This is a genomic window from Clostridium sp. JNZ J1-5 (assembly GCF_053901425.1).
Window position 1 is genome coordinate 3440775 of record NZ_CM132773.1, and the last position, 19901, is coordinate 3460675.

Below are 19901 nucleotides of genomic sequence, written 5' to 3' on the forward strand. Positions count from 1 at the left end.
CATAGAAAAAATTTATTAAGATTAATAGTATTAGGAAGATATATAATGAAAACCATAAAAAACAATAAGAAATAATAGGAAATAACAGATAATTAGTTTTATATAATAATGATTATTATGTTAAAGTAAGTATATATAAAAGTTTTAGGATGAAAGTCCTGAGAATAATACTAACACATATTTTTAATTGTATAGAAAGAGGGTAATGAAATGACAAAAATGAAAACAATGGATGGAAATACTGCTGCAGCTTATGCATCCTATGCCTTTACTGATGTGGCAGCTATTTATCCCATAACTCCATCTACAACCATGGCAGAAGTTGCCGATAAATGGAGTGCAGAAGGCAAGAAAAATATATTTGGACAGACTGTAAAAGTAGTTGAACTACAATCAGAAGCAGGAGCGGCTGGTTCAGTTCATGGTTCACTTCAAAGTGGAGCACTAACTACAACTTATACTGCATCTCAAGGATTATTATTAATGCTTCCTAATATGTACAAAATTTCTGGAGAGCTTTTACCAGGAGTATTTCATGTAAGTGCAAGAGCTCTTTCTGCACAAGCATTATCAATATTTGGAGATCACCAAGATGTAATGGCAGCTAGGCAGACAGGATTTGCCCTCCTTGCTTCAGCAAATGTACAGGAAACTATGGATTTAGGAGCTATTGCTCACCTTGCAGCTATTAAAGGAAGAGTGCCATTCTTGCATTTCTTCGATGGATTCAGAACTTCTCATGAAATTCAAAAGGTAGAAGTTTTAGATTATGAAGATTTAAAAAGCTTAGTAGACATGGATGCACTAAAAGCATTTAGGGATAATGCTCTAAGTCCAGAAAATCCAGTTACAAGAGGTACAGCGCAAAATCCAGATGTTTATTTCCAAGCAAGAGAAGCTGCTAACAGGTTCTATAATGACATTCCAAAGATAGTGGAAAATTATATGAAGGAAATAAACAAATTAACAGGAAGAAACTATCAGCTATTTAACTATTATGGAGCTGAAGATGCAGATAGAGTGATAATAGCTATGGGATCTGTTTGCGATACAATTGAAGAAACTGTTGATTATTTAAATTCTAAAGGCGAAAAAGTAGGATTACTTAAAGTTCATCTATATAGACCTTTTTCAATTGAACACTTTTTAAATTGCATACCAAAGACAGTTAAAAAGATTGCTGTTTTAGATAGGACAAAAGAGCCAGGGTCACTTGGAGAACCTCTTTACTTAGATGTAAAAGCTGCTTACTATGAAAAAGCAGAAAGACCAGTTATAGTTGGAGGAAGATATGGTTTAGGATCTAAAGATACAACTCCAGGCCAAATAGTGGCAGTATTTAAAAACCTAGACAAGGAAAATCCAAAAAATAATTTTACTATAGGAATAGTAGATGATGTAACTCATACTTCACTAGATACTATTGAAGGTATAGATGTAATAGCAGAAGGCACTACAGCATGTAAGTTCTGGGGATTAGGATCAGATGGTACTGTAGGCGCTAATAAAAGTGCTATAAAAATTATAGGTGACCATACAGATATGTATGCACAAGGATATTTTGCATATGACTCTAAAAAATCAGGTGGTATTACAATATCTCACTTAAGATTTGGAAAATCACCAATAAGATCAACTTATTTAATACATGAACCTCACTTTGTAGCATGTCATAACCAATCTTATGTAAATAAATATGATGTGTTAGAGGGATTAAGAGATAAAGGTACATTTTTACTTAACTGTATATGGAACAAAGATGAATTAGACAAACACCTTCCAGCTTCAATGAAGAGATATATAGCTGAGCATAATATTAAATTCTATACTATAAATGCAGTAGAAATAGCTAAAGAAATAGGATTGGGCGGAAGAATAAACATGATAATGCAATCTGCTTTCTTTAAATTAGCTGATATAATTCCAATTGAAGAAGCTGTAAAATATTTAAAAGATGCTGTGATTACTTCTTATGGAAATAAAGGCGAAAAAGTTGTTAACATGAATAATGATGCTATAGACAGAGGAATAAAATCTCTTGTAAAAATAGAAGTTCCAGAAGCATGGAAAAATGCAAAGGATGAAGAGAAAGTATCTAAAGAAGTACCGGAATTTGTATCCCAAGTTCTTGAACCGATGAATAGACAAAAAGGAGATAGTCTTCCAGTAAGTGCTTTTAAGGGAAGAGAAGATGGAACTTTCCCTAATGGAACTACAGCTTTTGAAAAGAGAGGAATAGCAGTAAATATTCCAGAATGGCAAATTGACAACTGTATCCAATGTAATCAATGTTCTTATGTTTGCCCTCATGCAGTAATTAGACCAGCACTACTTAATGAAGAAGAATATAAAAATAGACCAGAAGGGTTTGAAGCATTAGGGGCTAAAGGAATAAAATCAGAAGAAAAATTATACTTTAGAATAAATGTAAGTGCTTTAGATTGTACAGGATGCGGAAACTGCGCGGAAGTCTGTCCGGCACCTAAAAAGGCATTAATAATGCGCCCTGCTGAAACTCAACTTAAAGAACAAGATAATTTCAACTATGCTGAAAAATTATCAGTTAAAAAGAATCCAGCAAATAAGTATACTGTTAAGGGAAGTCAATTTGAGAAACCTCTTCTTGAATTCCATGGTGCTTGTGCTGGATGCGGAGAAACTCCATATGCTAAGGTTGTAACTCAATTATTTGGAGATAGAATGCTTATAGCAAATGCTAGTGGATGTTCATCAATTTGGGGAGGCTCAGCACCTGCAATGTCCTATACTAAAAACCATGAAGGAAAAGGACCTGCTTGGGCTAGTTCTCTATTTGAAGATAATGCTGAATATGGATTAGGTATGCTTTTGGGAACAAATCAAAGAAGAGAAAAACTTGTTCAGTTAGTAGAAAAGGCAGTAAATTTAAATATAAGTGAAGAATTAAAAAATGCATTAAGTGAATGGTGTAAAAATAAAGATCATGGAGAAGAATCAAAGACAGCTTCAATGAATTTAATACCATTACTAGAAGCAGAAAAAGATAAGGATATAACATTAGCTGAAATATATGAGGAAAAAGATCTATTAGTTAAGAGATCTCAATGGATATTTGGAGGAGACGGATGGGCTTATGATATTGGATATGGTGGACTTGACCATGTTTTAGCATCAGGAGAAGATGTGAATGTACTTGTTTTTGACACTGAAGTATATTCAAATACAGGTGGTCAATCCTCTAAATCAACTCCAAAGGCAGCCATTGCTAAATTTGCAGCTGCAGGTAAAAAGACAAAGAAAAAAGATCTTGGTATGATGGCAATGACATATGGATATGTGTATGTAGCTCAAATTGCTATGGGAGCAGATAAAAATCAAGCTATAAAAGCTATTAAAGAAGCAGAAGCTTATAATGGACCATCAATTATAATTGCTTATTCACCTTGTATAAATCATGGATTAAAAGCAGGTATGGGATGTTCTCAATTGGAATCAAAGAAAGCAGTAGAATGTGGATATTGGGGTCTATATAGATATAATCCAGAATTAAAAGAAGAGGGCAAGAATCCTTTCAGTTTAGATTCAAAAGAGCCAACTGCATCATTTAAAGATTTTCTATTAGGTGAAGTTAGATATGCTTCTCTGCAAAAAGTAAGACCGGATATAGCAGATGATTTCTTTGCTAAAACTGAGAAAGATGCTAAGGAAAGATTAGAAAATTATAAGAGATTAGCATCACAAAAATAAAAAAAGTTTTTAGATAATTAAAAGAGTTTTTTAGATTTATAATAAAAAATAAAAAAACTCTTTTAATATTTATAAATAAGGGGTAAAATAAGACTATTACTGTTAACAAATAAGGTAATAAATAAAAAGTTAACTATAGGAGGTATAAAATGGATAACGAGAAATTACATCACTGCGGATGTGAAGATGAAGGCTGTGGATGTCACGATCATGAACATGAACATGATCATGAAGGAAGCTGTGGATGTGGATGCCATGAAGAAGAAAGTTTAATAGTTGAATTAGAAGATGAAAATGGCAATGTTGTTCCATGTGAAGTAGTTGATGGATTTGAATATAAAGATAATGAATATGCTCTTGTGCAAAATCCAGAAGATGGTTCAGTTTATCTATTCAAAGTTGTAGGTGAAGGTGATAACGCAGAATTAGTCGTTCCAGATGACGCAGAATTCGAAGAAGTTACAGCTTACTATGATACTTTAGTAGAAGATGATGAAGAATAATTAATAGAAAAGTCGTTGCGTATGCATCGACTTTTTTACTAAAGAAGTTTTTGTCTAGGAGTGATCAAGCGTATGGAAAGGCTAGCTATATTTGATGTAGATTATACATTAACAAAACGTGAAACTTTAACTGAATTGTATTTATTTATGTTAAAGAAGAATCCTAAATTGTTAAAATACATTCCAAGGGTAATATTAACTGGTATATTATATGGATTTAAGGTGTATGATGCTAGAAAAGCTAAAGAAGCTTTTATAAAATTCTTAGAAGGTATAAATGAAGAAGAAATGCAGGAACTAGTTAAAGATTTTTATGAAAAAAGGCTAAGTAAAATTTTATATAAGGATGCTATTGATACTATAAAAAAGCTTAAAAGCGAAGGATGTAAAATATACTTGATCTCAGCATCACCTGAAATGTACTTAAATGAATTATATAATATAAAAGAAGTTGATAAGATATTAGGCACTAGATTGAGAAAAGAAAATGGTGTATATAAAAGCATTATAGAAGGTGAAAATAATAAAGGTGAAGAAAAAGTTAAAAGACTTAAGGAAGTTTTAAAAAGGGAAAATATAGAAGTAGATTATAAAAATTCCTATATGTTCTCTGACTCCCTTGCTGATCTTCCATTATTTGAACTGGTTGGAAATCCATATCTCATTAATTATAGAAAAAAACATGATAAGATCAAAATCTTAAAATGGAAGTAAGAGGTGACATATATGAGTGAATGCTATAGCGAAAGATTTATATGTAATGGAAACGTTATGGAATGTAATGAATTTAAAGATAGTTTTCTGCATAAAGGCAAATCATTATATGAGGTAATAAGAATTGTAGAAGGAGTTCCTCTATTTCTAGAAGATCATCTTAAAAGATTATTTAATTCTGCTAAAGTTACAGGGTTAAATCTATGGCTTGAAGAGTCTCATATTAAGAATTCTATTAAAGAACTTTGCAAAATTAATTCCACATATTTTGGAAATGTAAAGCTTATATTTAACTTTAATGAAGATGGAAATAATAATTTTTTAGTATATTTTATAAAACACAAATACCCTAGCGAAGATATGTATTTAAATGGGGTTTCAACAGTTTTATATAAAGCTGAAAGAGAAAATCCTAATGCCAAGATAATAAATATGAATTTAAGAGAAACTACAAATAAAATCATAGAGGATAAGGGAGTTTATGAAGTAATTTTAGTTGATAGAAATGGATATATAACAGAGGGAAGTAGATCTAATATTTTTATGATTAAAGGGGAAAAAGTATATACTTCGCCTGTAGAGGATGTACTGCCTGGAATAACTAGAGCCTATATTATCAAAGCATGTAATAACTTAGGATATGAAGTAATAGAAAAAAGAGTTAATTGCAATGAGGTAAATGAATTAGATGGATTGTTTATATCAGGAACATCACCTAAGGTGCTTCCAATTTCTAAAGTAGATAATATAAATTTTGATCCTAAAAATTCTGTTGTTCAGAACATAAAATATGGTTACGACAAAATAATAGAAGAATATATAGAAAATAGCAGATATTAACACGGACTTTTATAAAGTACGTGTTTTTTTATATATTACATTAATTGGAACAAAACTAAAATTATTATAAAGTAAATGTGGAAAATAACGATAAATTAAGTAAAATAACTTATCAAAATATGGTATACTTTTCTTAAGATAAATATTTTAGGGAGTTGATTCTTTGAGCGAAAAAGTGTTTACTGGAAAAACTTTGAATGAATGCTTGGAAACAGCCTCTTTTCAACTTAATATACCAAAAGAAAATTTGAAATATAAAATTTTAGAAGAAAAGAAGAGCTTCTTTGTAAAAAAAGTATCTATTTCTGTAGAAATTGAAGAAGTTTTAAAGGAAAATAAAAATGGAAGCATAAAAGTTGAAGAGGGAAAGATTATCGTTAAAAATCCTAAAGAAGGTGGAAAACCTGCTTTAATTAAGCCAGTAGAGAAGGTAAAGGTATTAGTAGATGGAATTGAAATAAATTCAAAAACAGAAGTTTTTGGAGACAGTAAAATTGAAGTGTTTTTTGACGAGAATACTGCTGAAAGAAGAATGAATGTTAGCATTAGCCCTGACAAAATGGAAGCGTATATTAGCATAAGATACATACCTCAAAATATTTATACATTAGATGATATGGAAGAGAGTAGTGAGCTAAAGGTATATACAAAAGTAAAAGAGCAAAAATACCCAAATCCATATACTGAAGGTGAAATACTAGAGCAGTTAGCTGCAGCTGGTATTAAATGTGGAGTTATTAAAGAAAATCTAAATAAGATACTAGGTATTGAGGATATTGAGAATGTTTTAATAGCAAAAGGGATAGAACCAATAGATGGTATAGATGATGAAATTCAAATTAAGTTTCATGTTGACAAAGATGTTAAAAATTTAGTAGAAGATAAAGAAGGTAGAATTGACTATAAGAGTATAGGACATATTGATGCCTTTAAAAAAGGTGATCCCCTAGCTATAAGGATTGAAGGAAAACAAGGACGAGATGGTATTGATGTAAAAGGTGGAATAAAAAAACATAGAACTGCAAAGAAATATGAATTAAAAGCTGGCGGAGGTTGTGAACTTAAGGACGAAAATACAGTAGTTGCAGCTATAGAGGGGAAACCTTCTTGTCAAGGAAATGTTTTTTCAGTACATCAAGTACATATAGTTGAAAAAGATGTTGAACTAAAAACTGGCAATATAGACTTTATAGGAGATGTAATTATCTATGGAAGCGTAAAAGAAGGTATGAAAGTTAATGCTGGTCATAATCTTACAATAAATAAAAATCTTGAAAGTGCTAAAGTACATTCAAAAGGTGATGTTGATATACAGGGAAGCATAATTAATTCTACAGTTAGTGCTGGAGGAGAAGATATAGAAAAATTAAATAAGTTAAAATATTTAAATAAGTTAAATTCATCACTTTCAGAAATGATTAGTACCATTGATCATATTAAAAAATTTAACCTTTTAGGAAAAGAAGTTCGTGATGGAGAAATAGTTAAAGTACTAATTGAGAACAAATTTAAACATGTAACTCAAATAGCTGCAGAATTTATCAAATCTATAACTATGAATGATACAAACGAAGAAAAAAAGCTGGCTAGCTTTATTAAGCAAAAGTTAATTGGATTTGCACCTCTTAGCATTAGAGACGTTTCGGAGCTAGGAGAGTTGATTCATAAAATAGAGGATACTGAAAAAATATTAAATGGAATGTTGGCTGTTCCTGTTAACGTGAAAATAAGCTATTGTCAAGATTCAGTTATAAAAAGTTCAGGCAATATAATAATTACAGGAAAAGGTGAATATGTATCAAAAATAACAGCTCATGAAAGTATTGAATTCATAAGTCCAGGGAGCTTAGCAAGAGGTGGTGTTATGAAGGCTAAAAATGAGATAAAGTGTAAAAGCGTAGGGAGTGAAGGTGGTGTATCAACAAAATTAATGGTTGAATCTCACGGCAGTATTTGGGCAGATATTGCCTATCAAAATACTTGTTTTGTTGTAGGTGGAAAAGAATATACTCTTGAAACTGCAAGTAAAGATGTGCACGCTTATTTAAACGATGAAGGTGAAATAGTTGTAGATAAATTTATATTATAGACATTATAGAGGGGGATAGGTCAAATGAATGAAAAAGAAATTAAAGTATTGATATTTAGCATAAATGATCAGTTTTATGCTACGGACATTATGGAGGTAGAAAGAATATTGGGATATGAAGTTCCAACAAAGCTTCCAGATTCACCTGACTTTGTAGAAGGTGTAATAAATTATGAAGGAAATATTTTGCCTATAATGAGTTTGGCTAAAAAATTCAACATACCACATAATGAAGCTAGAAATGATGCTAAAATAATTGTTGCAAAACAAGAAAAAAATAAAATAGGAATAATAGTTGATGTTGTATCAGAGGTTTGTGATGTAAAAGTTGATAACATAGAGGAAGCACCAGAAATAGTAGCAGGAATATCCAAAAGATATATAAAAGGACTAATAAAGATAAATAAGAAAATAATAATATTCCTAAATTTAGCTACTATTTTAACACAAGAAGAAAAAGAACTAATTTTAAAGTAAGGTGTAGCGTATGAATAATAATGAAGTTAGGGTTGGAATTGCGGATTTAAATATTGCAGCTCCGCCGGAAAAGCTTATAACTGTAGGTTTAGGTTCCTGTGTGGGCATAGCCATATACGATGCAAGTAGCAAAGTAGGTGGACTTGCTCACATTATGCTTCCAGATAGCACTCAATTTAGTAATGTTAATAATCCTATGAAATTTGCAGATCTTGCTATTCCCATACTATTAGAAAGAATGGGACAAAAAGGTGCCCTTAAGAGAAATTTAAAGGCTAAAATTGCAGGGGGAGCATCAATGTTCAATTTCTCGGATAAAAGTATGATTATGGACATTGGAAATAGAAATGGTATCTCAGTAAAAAAGGTTTTAAAGGAGATTGGCATTCCTATAATTGGTGAAGATACTGGTGGAAATAAAGGTAGGACTATGATCTTTGATACCATAAATGGTGTTGTGCAAATAAAAACTGTAGGAATTGGTATAAAAGAAATTTAATGGAGTGATATAGCCTTGAAAAAGATTAAAGTTATAGTAGTAGACGATTCAGCACTGATGAGAAAAATTATTTCAGATATAATCAATTCGCAAGAGGATATGGAAGTAATAAACATAGCAAGAAATGGTGAAGATCTATTAGAAAAAATGTCAAAGGATATGCCTGATGTTATAACATTAGATGTAGAAATGCCTAAAATGGATGGCATAACAACTCTAAAAGAAATGAGAGTTAAAAACTATAATGTACCTGTAATAATGCTCAGCAGTATATCAAAAAAAGGTACAGCTCTTACAATGGAATGTTTAGAAAATGGAGCCTTTGACTTTATACCAAAGCCTTCTGGCACTATATCATTAGATATAGAAAAGGTTGCAGAAGAATTAGTTGATAAAGTTAGACTTGCTTCAAATAAAAACAGCCAATTAGAAAAGAATGTGGTTAAGGGCAAAGTTGAAATCAATAAAATTAAGCCAATGAATCCAGTAGAAAAAAATAGGACAAAAATAAATGCTGTGGTTATAGGGGCTTCAACGGGAGGACCTAAAGCACTTTATAAAGTGATTACTGAATTGCCAGCTGATTTAGAAGTACCTGTTTTTGTAGTTCAGCATATGCCTGTTGGGTTTACAAAGGCTTTTGCAGAAAGACTCCATTCAAATAGTAAAATAAAAGTAGTGGAGGCCTCTGAGGGAGAGGTTATAGAAAAAAATGTAGTGTATGTAGCTCCAGGTGGTTTTCATATGGAAGTTGGTATGGACAAAAAAATACATTTAAATACTGATCCTACAGTATGGGGAGTTAGGCCAGCTGTGGACAAGCTATTTATATCAGCAGCTAAAGTTTATGGAGCACATTTACTAAGTGTAGTACTTACAGGAATGGGTAAAGACGGAGCACAAGGGACAATTGAAGTTAAAAATGTTGGAGGAATTACAATTTCAGAAGATAAATCCACCTGTACAATATATGGAATGCCAAAGGCTGCCTATGAAACAGAAAAAGTAGATCAAGTACTTCCTATATATGAAATTGCCGATGCCATAACGAGAAATATAAAAACAACTTGGAGGTAAAAAATGGAGCTGGAAGATTTTAAAAAATGGGTATTGAAAGAATTTAAAATAGATTTATCAGCATATAAATCTAATCAGTTACATAGAAGAATTTTAAGTTTAATGTCCAGAGTTGGAGTTAATTCTGTAGATGAATACGTAGAGCTTTTAAAAAAAGATGAAAATCAAAGGATGAAGTTTTTAGATTTTATAACTATAAATGTTACAGAATTTTTTAGAAATCCGGAAATCTTTGAAGAGCTTAGAAAAAAAATCGAAAGTGAACTAATGGTAAAAGAAAATAATTTAAAAATTTGGAGCGCTGCATGTTCTATAGGAGCAGAACCTTATTCTATTGCTATGATACTAGATAATTTAAAGATAAAAGGTAGACATTCCATTTTAGCTACAGATATAGACAATACTATATTAGAAAGAGCTAAAAAGGGAGAGTATGTAAACGGTGAAGTGAAAAATGTTAAAAGTGAATATTTACAAAAGTATTTTAATAAAGTTAACGATAAATATATTATAGATTCAAAAATTAAAAATATGGTTACATTTAAGAAACATGATCTTATTCTCGATAAATATGAAAGTGGATTTGATTTAATAGTTTGTAGAAATGTTGTAATTTATTTTAACCAAGATGTGAAAAATGAAATCTATAAAAAATTTAGTGATTCATTAAAAAAAGGCGGGTTACTTTTTGTAGGAGCTACTGAGAGTATATATAATTATAAAGACTATGGATTCGAAAAAGCTTCTACCTTTATATACAAGAAGCTGTAAGGAGGGAAAAACATGGACACATCACAATATCTATCAATGTTTCTTGAGGAATCAATGGATAATCTTCAAACTTTAAATGAGTCTTTATTGCAGTTAGAACAAGAACCAGAAAATATAGACAAATTAAACGAAATTTTCAGGGTTGCTCATACAATAAAAGGCATGGCTGCCACTATGGGTTTTAATGAAATGGCAGAATTAACTCACAAAATGGAAGATGTGCTTTCTCAATTTAGAGAAGGAAAATTAAAAGTTACTCAACAGGTGGTAACAGTTTTATTTAAGTGCTTAGATACTTTGGAACAAATGGTAAATAATATATCAGAAGGAATAGAAGAGAGTATTCCTATTGAAGAGATAATAGAGCATCTAGAGTCAATTGTGGATGGCAAAAGTGAGGAAGAGGTTGGAGAAAGACATCTAGAAAAAAGTACACCTAGTAGTGAAAATGAAAAAGAGAGTTTAGAAGATGATAATGATATGTTCATAGAGATGAACGAATATGACATTAATGTTATAAAGCAAGCTATGGACAAGGGATATCACGCTCAACAAATTAAGATAATTTTAGATGAAAATACATTACTAAAGTCTGCTAGAGCATTTTTGATATTTAAAGGATTAGAAGAGTTTGGAGAAATTATAAAATGCATACCATCTGCTGATGATTTGGAAAATGAAAACTTTGATTTCGAAATAGAAATGCTTTATCTAACTCATAAAAGTAAGGAAGAAATATATGACATTTTGATAAATATATCTGAAGTTGCAGAAGTTACAGTCGATAATGTAAAGGTAGATGAAAATTATAAAAAAACAGATAGTCATGAAGAAAAGATGAAAAAAGGTAAAGATGAATCACCAGCTAAGGAATCTGAAACTCAAAAAGCAAGTGTAAAAAATAATTTTGTAAAGCCAAAAGAAGTAGAAAAAAATACTGAAGAGAAAAAACATAAGAAAGTTCATCAATCAGTAAGAGTTGATTTAGAGAGATTAGATAAGTTTATGAATATGGTTTCTGAGTTAGTTATTCATAGAACAAGATTGGAACAAATAAGTACAAACTATAAATCTACTGAACTAAATGAAACTTTAGAACAGGTAGCAAGGACTACATCAGATTTACAGGATCTTGTTATGAAAATTAGAATGCTTCCACTAGAAACAGTATTTAATAGATTTCCAAGAATGGTAAGAGACCTATCAGTAGAACTTGATAAGGAAATTGATTTTATAATTAAAGGTGCAGATACTGAACTTGATAGAACAGTAATAGATGAAATTGGTGAACCGCTAATTCATTTAATTAGAAATGCTGCAGACCATGGAATTGAAAGCCGTGAAGAAAGAGTAGCAAATGGAAAAAATCCAACTGGAACTATTAGACTTATAGCCTATCAAGAAGGAACAAAGGCTATAATCAAAGTAGAAGATGATGGAGCTGGAATAGATGTTGAAAAAGTTCGTGCTAAAGCTCAAAAGGTAGGAATAAATACAGAAGGTATGAGTGAATCAGATATTAAAAATCTTATTTTTGCTCAAGGTTTTAGTACCAATGAAGTAGTTACAGATATATCAGGCAGAGGAGTTGGAATGGATGTAGTTAAAACCAAAATAAGCTCCCTAGGTGGTACTGTAGATGTTATAAGTGAAAGAGGAAAAGGATCATCATTCATAATAAGACTTCCTCTAACTCTTCAAATCATTCAAGCCCTATTAGTTAAGGTTGGAAGTGAAACCATGGCAATTTCATTGGGATATATCGATAGAGTTATAGACTATGATGAAAATAAAGTAATGAGAACAGATAATAAAGAAGTTATAATATACAATGAAAATGTTATACCGCTTATTAGAGTTTATGAAAAATTAGGTCTTCCAAAAACCAATAGTAGTAAAAATTATATTGTAATTGTAAAAGTCGGCGAAAAAACAGTGGGGCTTTTAGTAGATGGATTATTAGGACAACAAGAAACAGTAATAAAACCTTTAGGGAAAACACTTAAGAGCTTAAAAGAATATATAGGTGCAACCATCTATGGTGATGGATTAGTAACTCTAATTCTTGATGTGGCTGCCCTAATTTAAGGAGGAATTTTGATGAGTTATCTTGACATGACTCCCATGCAACTAGATGCCCTAAGAGAAGTGGGGAACATTGGAGCTGGAAATGCTGCCACTGCACTATCTCAACTTTTAAATAAAACTGTTGATATGACAGTGCCGGCAGTTAATATTGTTCCTTTTGATGATGTTTTTTCAGGGGATGGTACGGAAAGAGTTGTTATAGGAATAATTGTTAGAGTACTTGGTGATACTCCAGGAAATATACTCTTTGTACTAGAGAAGGAAACTGCGTTTCAAATTATCAAAACTTTAACAGGAGAAGAGTCAGAACAATTAACGGAGATGGGACATTCAGTACTTTCTGAAATTGGAAATATAATAGCAACTTCCTATATGAATGCTATAGCTAAGTTTACAAATCTAGCTATAACCCCTTCAGTACCAGCAGTTAGCTATGATATGTTAGGTGCAATATTATCTACAACATTTATAGAATCAGGTCAATTTGATGAACAAGTATTGGACTTAGAAACTAGATTTTTACAAAACAATAACGAAGAAATAAGTGGACATTTTTACTATATTCCCATGCCGGGATCATTAGAAAAAATATTGAATACACTAGGAGTAAATTAATGGAGGTTATAAACACATGGCTAAAGTATTAATTGTTGATGATGCTGCTTTTATGAGAATGATGATAAAGGACATATTAGAAAAAAATGGATATCAAATAGTAGGTGAAGCAAGTAACGGACTTAAAGCAGTGGAATTATATAAGTCCGAAAATCCTGATGTTGTTACAATGGATATAACAATGCCAGATATGGATGGAATTGAAGCAGTAAAGGCTATAAAAGCTTTTGATCCTGCTGCAAAAATAATTATGTGTAGCGCTATGGGACAACAAACTATGGTAATGGATGCTATAAGATCAGGAGCTAGAGATTTTATAGTTAAGCCATTCCAAGCAGAAAGGGTCCTTGAAGCTATTAGAAAAGCAGTAGGTTAATAGAGGAGGAGTGAAAAGTGCAAGTAGTTATATTTAAACTTGGAGATGAACAATTTGCAGTAGAAACAGCAAATGTTCAAGGTATAAATGATATTATGGAAATAACAAAAGTACCTAAAGCTCCACAACATATAAAAGGATTAATAAACTTAAGAGGAAATGTAATTTCACTTTTAGATATAAATTTACTTCTAAACATATCTAAAACTGAAGAAAATGAACAAAGCAATATAATTATACTTAAAATGCAAGATGAACAAGTAGGAATTACAGTAGATCAAGTAGACGAAGTTTTAGAGATAGAAGAAAATATAGTTGAAAAAGTTGATGATCAAAGAAAAGGTTATATCAAAGGCGTTATCAACTTTAAGGATAGAGTGGTAACCTTAATAGATATTGACAAATTGTTTGTAAATTAGATATAGAAATGAGGGACAAACATGGCAGACGTTTTATCGCAAGGAGAAATAGATGCCCTTTTATCTGCCTTGGACTCTGGTGAATTAAATCCTGAAGAACTTGAGAAGGAAGAAGAGAAGCAGAAAGTTAAGCAATATGACTTTAGAAGACCTCAAAAATTTTCTAAGGATCATATTAGAACACTAGAACTTGTTCATGATAACTTTGCAAGAATAATTTCTAACTACCTGAGTGCTCAAGTAAGATCAAATGTAAAAATTAAAATTGAAACAGTTCAACAGATAACTTATGAGGAATTTATTCACTCTGTGCCTAACCCAACTATATTAACAATATTTAAGATGCCTCCATTAAATGGATCTATACTTTTTGAAACAAATCCTCAATTTGTATATCAAGTTATAGATGTTCTATTAGGAGGTTCAGGGATAGGCCCGTATAAAGCAAGGGAATTTACCGATATAGATAAAAATATAATAAGACAAATAAATAAAGGTTTAATTGCTAATCTAAAACTTGCATGGGAAGATGTATTAGAAGTTGAAACAGAGATAGAAGGTTTAGAAACAAATCCTGCATTAAATCAAACTTTGGCTCCAAGTGAGCCTGTAGCTCTAATAACTTTTTCAGTTGAAATGGGTGGAAGTAGTACATTTATTAATATATGTATTCCTTACCTAAGCATAGAAAAAGTTTTAGATAAGTTAGTTGTACAATACTGGTTTAGAGAAAATGATGAAGAAATATTAGAAGAATCTAAACAAAAACTTAAAAAGAGATTGGGTATAGTGGACTTATCTGTAACTGCTGTACTTGGCGGCACTAATATATCAGTAGGAGACTTTTTAAGACTTTCTATCGGGGATGTAGTAACTTTAAATGACAATATTACAACCCCTGTCAAGATTGTGGTTGGAGATCAGCCTTATTTATATGGAAAGCCAGGAACAATCAATAAGAATAAGGGCGTTCAGATACTAGATATTATTGATAAGGATGTGGAAAACTATGAGTAGCGATAATGGATTCCTTTCACAAGATGAAATTGATGCTCTTTTAAATGGAGGGGGCAGCAGTCAAAGTGAAGAAAATTCATCTTCAGAAGGAAATGCTGAAAGCGAAATACCCAAGGTAGAAGAACAAGCAAAGAAAAATGATTCAATAACAGATATCGAAATAGATTTGTTAGGTGAAATAGGAAATATTTCTATGGGATCAGCTTCTACTGCGCTTTCTACAATAATAGGGCAACAAGTAAATATAACTACTCCAGAAGTCACAGTTACTACTTTAAGAGAGTTAAGGGATACATTCCATGTTCCTAACATAGCTTTAGAGGTAAAGTACACAAGTGGTATTGTTGGTGGAAATTTACTTGTAATGAAGATATCAGATGCAGCTGTTATTGCAGATTTGATGATGGGTAAAGATGGAAAGTTAGACGAAGGTAAGGCTGATTTATCAGAACTTGAAGTCAGTGCTGTCTCTGAGGCTATGAATCAGATGATAGGCTCAGCAGCTACATCTATGGCAACTATGTTTGCAAGAGAGGTAAATATATCTCCACCTACTTCTAAGATATGGGCAGATTTAACATCGCCCCTTGCAGACAGCATAAGTGAAGACGAAGAAATAATAAAAGTTTCTTTTAAAATGGCCATTGGTGATTTAGTTGATAGCACTATAATGCAGATACTTCCTATAAGAACAGCTAAGAAAATAGTATCTATAATGATGGGACAAGAAGAAATAGAAGAGAAAAAAGAGACTCCAAAGATTGCAGGGCCTCAGCCTCAACAAGAAGTTCAACCAAAACCAGCTGAGATATATAATAATGAACCAGAACAAGTTACACAGTATACACAACAATATGCACCTCAGCCTCCAATAAATGTACATCAAGCATCCTTCCAGCCGCTAAGCCAAGTAGCTGTACACGATGCTCCTAAGAATATTGATTTAATATTAGATGTACCACTTGAAATTTCTGTTGTTCTAGGTAAAGCAAAAATGACTATAAAAGATGTACTAAGTTTAGGTACAGGCTCTCTTGTAGAATTGGATAAGCTTGCTGAAGAACCAGTAGAAATTCATGTTAATGGTAAAAAAGTTGCCTATGGAGAAGTTGTTGTTGTAGATGAAAACTTTGGCGTTAGAATAATAAATATTGTAAGCAGTGAAGAAAGAGTAAAAACTTTAAAAGGATAATTAAATATGGGAAGGTGCATGGTATATTTTACGCCATATGCCTTCTTTTGATTTTGCATGAAATAAAACTTAAAGATTCATTTTAATGTAATATTTATCCAGCTCAAAACACACTTAATATGTCTACTTTGCATATTTATTACTTTTGTTTTTAAAATAAAATTTTAATACAATAAAAGATAGAATTAAAGATGAATAAATTCTTGCATTTATTCTCTTTTTTTATTTAAAAAGTGTAAACTTTATTTTTGTTAATTCGATAATGGTAATAGATGAATTATAGGAATTGAGGAGTGTAGGGAATGAAAATTACAGGAGCATCGGTAAATAAAGTAATAAATATGTATGATAGAAATAAAAGGGAAGTTAATAAGTGCAAAGATAGCACAAAAAAGGATTATATAGAGATTTCACAACTTGGCAAAAGTCTAAGTACTTTTAGCAGTGATGAGCCTACAAACATATCTAGTGAAAGACTTGAAAGAATAAGAGCGGAAATATCAAATGGCACTTATAAAGTGAATGCTAGGTTAGTTGCTGAAAAGATGGTAGATGCCATGAAGGGAAGAATAGGCTAATAATTATAAGGTAGAGGTGAACATATAAGTATATGAATATGTATGAATTTAAGAAACAGTTAAATCAGCTTATGATTATTCAAATTGATACCCTAAGTGAGCTGCTGAAGTTGATGGAAGAACAGCATTCCTATATAGTAAAAAATGATGTTTTCAATATGGAATCGATGGTAGAAAAAATACAAACTTCTAATCAAAAAATAGCAAATGCTGAATTGAAGAGAAGAGAATTAACAAAAGATATGTTAAAAGATAAAACTTTTGGTAAATTAATTCAGCAACTAAACGATAAAGAACTAGAAAATAATTTTAAAAACCTAAGAAGATTGTTAGAAGAGATTAGACTTCAAAAGGATACAAATGAGCTTTTAATAAAGCAGGGCTTAAGTTTTACAAATAAGATGCTTATGCTATTAAATCCAGATAGACAAGCGAAAACATATAATGGATACGGAAAAATAGGAAGATAGTAACCAGTAGCCAGTTACCAGTAACAAGTAACCAGTTATGGGGATAAAAAAATAGTGGGTTTGCTGGTTACTGGGACTTGGTTACTGGTTACTAAAAAAAGGAGTGATAATGTGTCAGGTTTATTTGCAACTTTTAATATAGGTAAAAGAGGTTTATTTTCACAACAAAAGGCTATAGACGTAACAACACATAATATAGCTAATGCAAATACGCAAGGCTATTCAAGACAAAGAGCTATACTTGAAACAACTAAACCTTTTGGTATGCCATCAATGAACAGTGCTATTGGACCAGGACAAATAGGTACTGGGGTAGAGGTTAAAGCAATACAGAGGATAAGAGATGAATTTATGGATTATCAAGTAAGAAGAGAGAAAAGTACACTTGGTCAGTATCAAGCAAGAGATAAATATCTTAGTGAAGTTGAAAGTATTTTTAATGAACCCTCTGATACAGCCATGTCTACACTAATAGGAAAGTTTTTTAATGCCTGGGAGGAGCTTTCTACAAAGGCAGAGGATTCTAACTCTCGAACAGTAGTAGCACAACAATCAGCAGCTCTTGCAGATGAACTTAATCACACATACAATCAATTGATGGAAGTAAAGAAAAATGCTCAAGAATCTATAAAACAATCAATTTTTGATGTGAATGGAATTTTAGATAGAGTAGATAAATTAAATCAGCAGATAATGAGTGTTAAAATCTCAGGGATGGAGCCGAACGATCTTTTAGATCAAAGAGATTTACTGCTAGATCAACTTAGCGAAAAGTTCAATATAACAGTAGAAAAGGATAATTTCTACTCTATAAATTTAAAACCAAACTATACTAGCAATATTGAGGGAAATGGAAACATAGGAAATCCATATTTGGTAAAAAGAAGTCCTAATGATTCAGTAAGAAGGTTTTCTTATATTAAAAGTATAGAGCCAAAAGATGGACAAAAGTCAGGAGTACCGGGAACATATACTATAACTTATTTAAAAAATGGGGACAAGGATAAAGAAGGTACATTTACATTAAAGATTAATAATGAAGAGGAATTTAAGAGACTTGACCAAGGCAGAGTTCTTTGGTCTCAGGTAGATAGAAATAATGATGATAATAATGGACTACCTATAAAAGCTGATGGAACTCCAATAAAAAATGGAGACCCTGTAAACTTTAAAAACTTAGGACTTTTTGATTTAAAAGATGACATATATAGGGGAGAGCTTAAAGGATATATGTCAGTGCAGAAGGACGTGGACAGTTATATAGATCAATTAAATAAATTGGCAAAGGCAATTGCTTTTTCAGTGAATGCTATTCATAGTGGTAAAACAGATATAGGTAGTGCCGCTGATCCAACAGAGCAGCCACCAGATGCAGATTATATGCCCTTTTTCGTAAACAATGATAAAGCTAAAGATTTATATGTGCTTAATGGCACGAAACATATACTTTATGATGGTGTAACTGGAACTACAGCTGCCCTGCAAAGTGCCTTAGATGGTGAAGTGGAAATTACTGCGGGAAACATATCTGTTAATAAGCAGATACTTGACAATGTTATGGAAATTAAAACAAGATCCAGTGATGATCAGTATGCTTTTGCATCACAAAACGATCAAAGTGGAGAAAAGGACGGAAGAAGAGCTTTAGCTATAGCAAAATTGAGAAATACCTTATTAAAAATTCAAGATATAAAAGTAGATACTACAAGAGCTGACTTTGTAGGGATTTTTACAAATGATGTAAGCATAGACATGTCCACAATAAGTAGTGATATTAACGGAATGAAAATAGATGCTTATTTTAAAGATACAGTAGATAAATTAGGTATACAAGAACAAGAGGCTTTGCGTACCGTTGCAAATCAAGAAACTTTACTTCAAGGCTTTCAAGAGCGAAGGGACTCAATATCAGGAGTTTCTCTAGATGAAGAAATGGCTAACTTAATCCAGTTTCAACATGCCTATGGAGCTAATGCAAAGATAATTTCAACGGTAGATGAACTTTTAGATGTGGTGGTTAATGGACTTAAGCGCTAGGCGCTTTAAATCTAGTGACCAGTGACCAGTGAACTACATAGGAATTATCTATAGTATTGCTGGCAACTAAAAGTTTTAACCAGTATTCACATTCTCCAGCTTCTTTTAATGAAATATAGAGTTTAGCTATTAAGTCTTTTTTACTTTGAGCATTAAAGCTTTCGCTAACATTTGCACCTATACTTGTTCCACAACGCAATAATTGTTTTGACATAATATATTCTTTCTTTTCTTCAATTAGATATTTGTATAAATTTATTATATCTAATGAAAAATTAAAAGATTTTTTATATATAATACTATTTTCTTCAAATCTCATAAATGCACCTACTTACAATTAATTTATTACATTTATGAGTATTGACTAAAGTCCAATGCATATTTCAATAAAAACTTTATTTTTATAAATAAAA

The 19901-nt window shown here is 31.5% G+C and carries 19 protein-coding genes; 18 read left to right on the forward strand and 1 reads right to left on the reverse strand.

Annotated features, from left to right (window positions below; genetic code table 11):
* Positions 1 to 210 precede the first annotated feature (210 nt).
* The 18 genes from nifJ (at position 211) to flgK (ending at position 19488) form a co-directional block, all read left to right on the forward strand.
* On the forward strand, positions 211 to 3726 hold the full coding sequence (gene nifJ / locus ACWW38_RS16450) for a pyruvate:ferredoxin (flavodoxin) oxidoreductase (RefSeq protein WP_456258604.1): 3516 nt from the start codon (positions 211 to 213) through the stop codon (positions 3724 to 3726).
* Positions 3727 to 3875: 149 nt separating this feature from the next.
* The gene (locus ACWW38_RS16455; RefSeq protein ID WP_456258605.1) at positions 3876 to 4229 is read left to right on the forward strand and encodes a DUF1292 domain-containing protein; all 354 of its coding nucleotides are present in this window, start codon (positions 3876 to 3878) and stop codon (positions 4227 to 4229) included.
* Between the two features lie 72 nt (positions 4230 to 4301).
* Positions 4302 to 4943 carry an HAD-IB family hydrolase gene (locus tag ACWW38_RS16460; RefSeq protein ID WP_456258606.1) on the forward strand — a complete coding sequence of 214 codons (642 nt, stop codon included), beginning with the start codon at positions 4302 to 4304 and terminating at the stop codon, positions 4941 to 4943.
* Between the two features lie 12 nt (positions 4944 to 4955).
* A complete protein-coding gene (locus ACWW38_RS16465) occupies positions 4956 to 5783 on the forward strand; it encodes an aminotransferase class IV (protein ID WP_456258607.1) in 828 nt (275 codons plus the stop codon).
* Between the two features lie 163 nt (positions 5784 to 5946).
* Complete coding sequence (locus ACWW38_RS16470) at positions 5947 to 7872, forward strand: flagellar assembly protein A (RefSeq protein WP_456258608.1); 1926 nt, start codon at positions 5947 to 5949, stop codon at positions 7870 to 7872.
* A 24-nt stretch (positions 7873 to 7896) separates the two neighbouring features.
* Complete coding sequence (locus ACWW38_RS16475) at positions 7897 to 8349, forward strand: chemotaxis protein CheW (RefSeq protein WP_456258609.1); 453 nt, start codon at positions 7897 to 7899, stop codon at positions 8347 to 8349.
* 10 nt (positions 8350 to 8359) lie between these two features.
* The gene (locus tag ACWW38_RS16480; protein WP_456258610.1) at positions 8360 to 8848 is read left to right on the forward strand and encodes a chemotaxis protein CheD; all 489 of its coding nucleotides are present in this window, start codon (positions 8360 to 8362) and stop codon (positions 8846 to 8848) included.
* A 15-nt stretch (positions 8849 to 8863) separates the two neighbouring features.
* Complete coding sequence (locus tag ACWW38_RS16485; protein WP_456258611.1) at positions 8864 to 9925, forward strand: protein-glutamate methylesterase/protein-glutamine glutaminase; 1062 nt, start codon at positions 8864 to 8866, stop codon at positions 9923 to 9925.
* A 3-nt stretch (positions 9926 to 9928) separates the two neighbouring features.
* Positions 9929 to 10696, forward strand: coding sequence for a CheR family methyltransferase (locus ACWW38_RS16490; protein WP_456258612.1), 768 nt, complete (start codon positions 9929 to 9931; stop codon positions 10694 to 10696).
* A 12-nt stretch (positions 10697 to 10708) separates the two neighbouring features.
* Positions 10709 to 12784: a chemotaxis protein CheA gene (locus ACWW38_RS16495; protein ID WP_456258613.1), complete on the forward strand. Its 2076-nt coding sequence runs from the start codon at positions 10709 to 10711 to the stop codon at positions 12782 to 12784.
* A 12-nt stretch (positions 12785 to 12796) separates the two neighbouring features.
* Positions 12797 to 13399, forward strand: a complete 603-nt coding sequence (locus ACWW38_RS16500) for a chemotaxis protein CheC (protein WP_456258614.1) — start codon at positions 12797 to 12799, stop codon at positions 13397 to 13399.
* Between the two features lie 16 nt (positions 13400 to 13415).
* On the forward strand, positions 13416 to 13775 hold the full coding sequence (locus ACWW38_RS16505) for a response regulator (RefSeq protein ID WP_456258615.1): 360 nt from the start codon (positions 13416 to 13418) through the stop codon (positions 13773 to 13775).
* Between the two features lie 17 nt (positions 13776 to 13792).
* Positions 13793 to 14194, forward strand: coding sequence for a chemotaxis protein CheW (locus tag ACWW38_RS16510; protein ID WP_456258616.1), 402 nt, complete (start codon positions 13793 to 13795; stop codon positions 14192 to 14194).
* 21 nt (positions 14195 to 14215) lie between these two features.
* The gene (fliM, locus tag ACWW38_RS16515; protein ID WP_456258617.1) at positions 14216 to 15211 is read left to right on the forward strand and encodes a flagellar motor switch protein FliM; all 996 of its coding nucleotides are present in this window, start codon (positions 14216 to 14218) and stop codon (positions 15209 to 15211) included.
* Positions 15204 to 16403: a flagellar motor switch phosphatase FliY gene (gene fliY, locus ACWW38_RS16520; RefSeq protein WP_456258618.1), complete on the forward strand. Its 1200-nt coding sequence runs from the start codon at positions 15204 to 15206 to the stop codon at positions 16401 to 16403. Before fliM ends, fliY begins: the two co-directional genes overlap by 8 nt.
* A gap of 302 nt (positions 16404 to 16705) precedes the next feature.
* A complete protein-coding gene (gene flgM / locus ACWW38_RS16525) occupies positions 16706 to 16981 on the forward strand; it encodes a flagellar biosynthesis anti-sigma factor FlgM (protein ID WP_456258619.1) in 276 nt (91 codons plus the stop codon).
* A 32-nt stretch (positions 16982 to 17013) separates the two neighbouring features.
* Positions 17014 to 17451, forward strand: a complete 438-nt coding sequence (locus tag ACWW38_RS16530; protein ID WP_456258620.1) for a flagellar protein FlgN — start codon at positions 17014 to 17016, stop codon at positions 17449 to 17451.
* A gap of 111 nt (positions 17452 to 17562) precedes the next feature.
* Positions 17563 to 19488: a flagellar hook-associated protein FlgK gene (gene flgK, locus ACWW38_RS16535; protein WP_456258621.1), complete on the forward strand. Its 1926-nt coding sequence runs from the start codon at positions 17563 to 17565 to the stop codon at positions 19486 to 19488.
* On the opposite strand, the gene ACWW38_RS16540 is transcribed toward flgK, so the two are convergent.
* Positions 19478 to 19807, reverse strand: coding sequence for a four helix bundle protein (locus ACWW38_RS16540; RefSeq protein ID WP_456258622.1), 330 nt, complete (start codon positions 19805 to 19807; stop codon positions 19478 to 19480). The genes flgK and ACWW38_RS16540 overlap by 11 nt on opposite strands.
* Positions 19808 to 19901 lie beyond the last annotated feature (94 nt).

Bases quoted from the DNA above. Each gene is read 5' to 3' on its own strand.
- nifJ (WP_456258604.1), top strand. From the start codon at position 211: ATGACAAAAATGAAAACAATGGATGGAAATACTGCTGCAGCTTATGCA.
- fliY (WP_456258618.1), top strand. From the start codon at position 15,204: ATGAGTAGCGATAATGGATTCCTTTCACAAGATGAAATTGATGCTCTT.
- flgM (WP_456258619.1), top strand. From the start codon at position 16,706: ATGAAAATTACAGGAGCATCGGTAAATAAAGTAATAAATATGTATGAT.
- ACWW38_RS16455 (WP_456258605.1), top strand. From the start codon at position 3,876: ATGGATAACGAGAAATTACATCACTGCGGATGTGAAGATGAAGGCTGT.
- ACWW38_RS16495 (WP_456258613.1), top strand. From the start codon at position 10,709: ATGGACACATCACAATATCTATCAATGTTTCTTGAGGAATCAATGGAT.
- ACWW38_RS16475 (WP_456258609.1), top strand. From the start codon at position 7,897: ATGAATGAAAAAGAAATTAAAGTATTGATATTTAGCATAAATGATCAG.
- ACWW38_RS16530 (WP_456258620.1), top strand. From the start codon at position 17,014: ATGAATATGTATGAATTTAAGAAACAGTTAAATCAGCTTATGATTATT.
- ACWW38_RS16505 (WP_456258615.1), top strand. From the start codon at position 13,416: ATGGCTAAAGTATTAATTGTTGATGATGCTGCTTTTATGAGAATGATG.
- ACWW38_RS16500 (WP_456258614.1), top strand. From the start codon at position 12,797: ATGAGTTATCTTGACATGACTCCCATGCAACTAGATGCCCTAAGAGAA.
- ACWW38_RS16465 (WP_456258607.1), top strand. From the start codon at position 4,956: ATGAGTGAATGCTATAGCGAAAGATTTATATGTAATGGAAACGTTATG.
- fliM (WP_456258617.1), top strand. From the start codon at position 14,216: ATGGCAGACGTTTTATCGCAAGGAGAAATAGATGCCCTTTTATCTGCC.
- ACWW38_RS16480 (WP_456258610.1), top strand. From the start codon at position 8,360: ATGAATAATAATGAAGTTAGGGTTGGAATTGCGGATTTAAATATTGCA.
- ACWW38_RS16490 (WP_456258612.1), top strand. From the start codon at position 9,929: ATGGAGCTGGAAGATTTTAAAAAATGGGTATTGAAAGAATTTAAAATA.
- ACWW38_RS16460 (WP_456258606.1), top strand. From the start codon at position 4,302: ATGGAAAGGCTAGCTATATTTGATGTAGATTATACATTAACAAAACGT.
- ACWW38_RS16540 (WP_456258622.1), bottom strand. From the start codon at position 19,807: ATGAGATTTGAAGAAAATAGTATTATATATAAAAAATCTTTTAATTTT.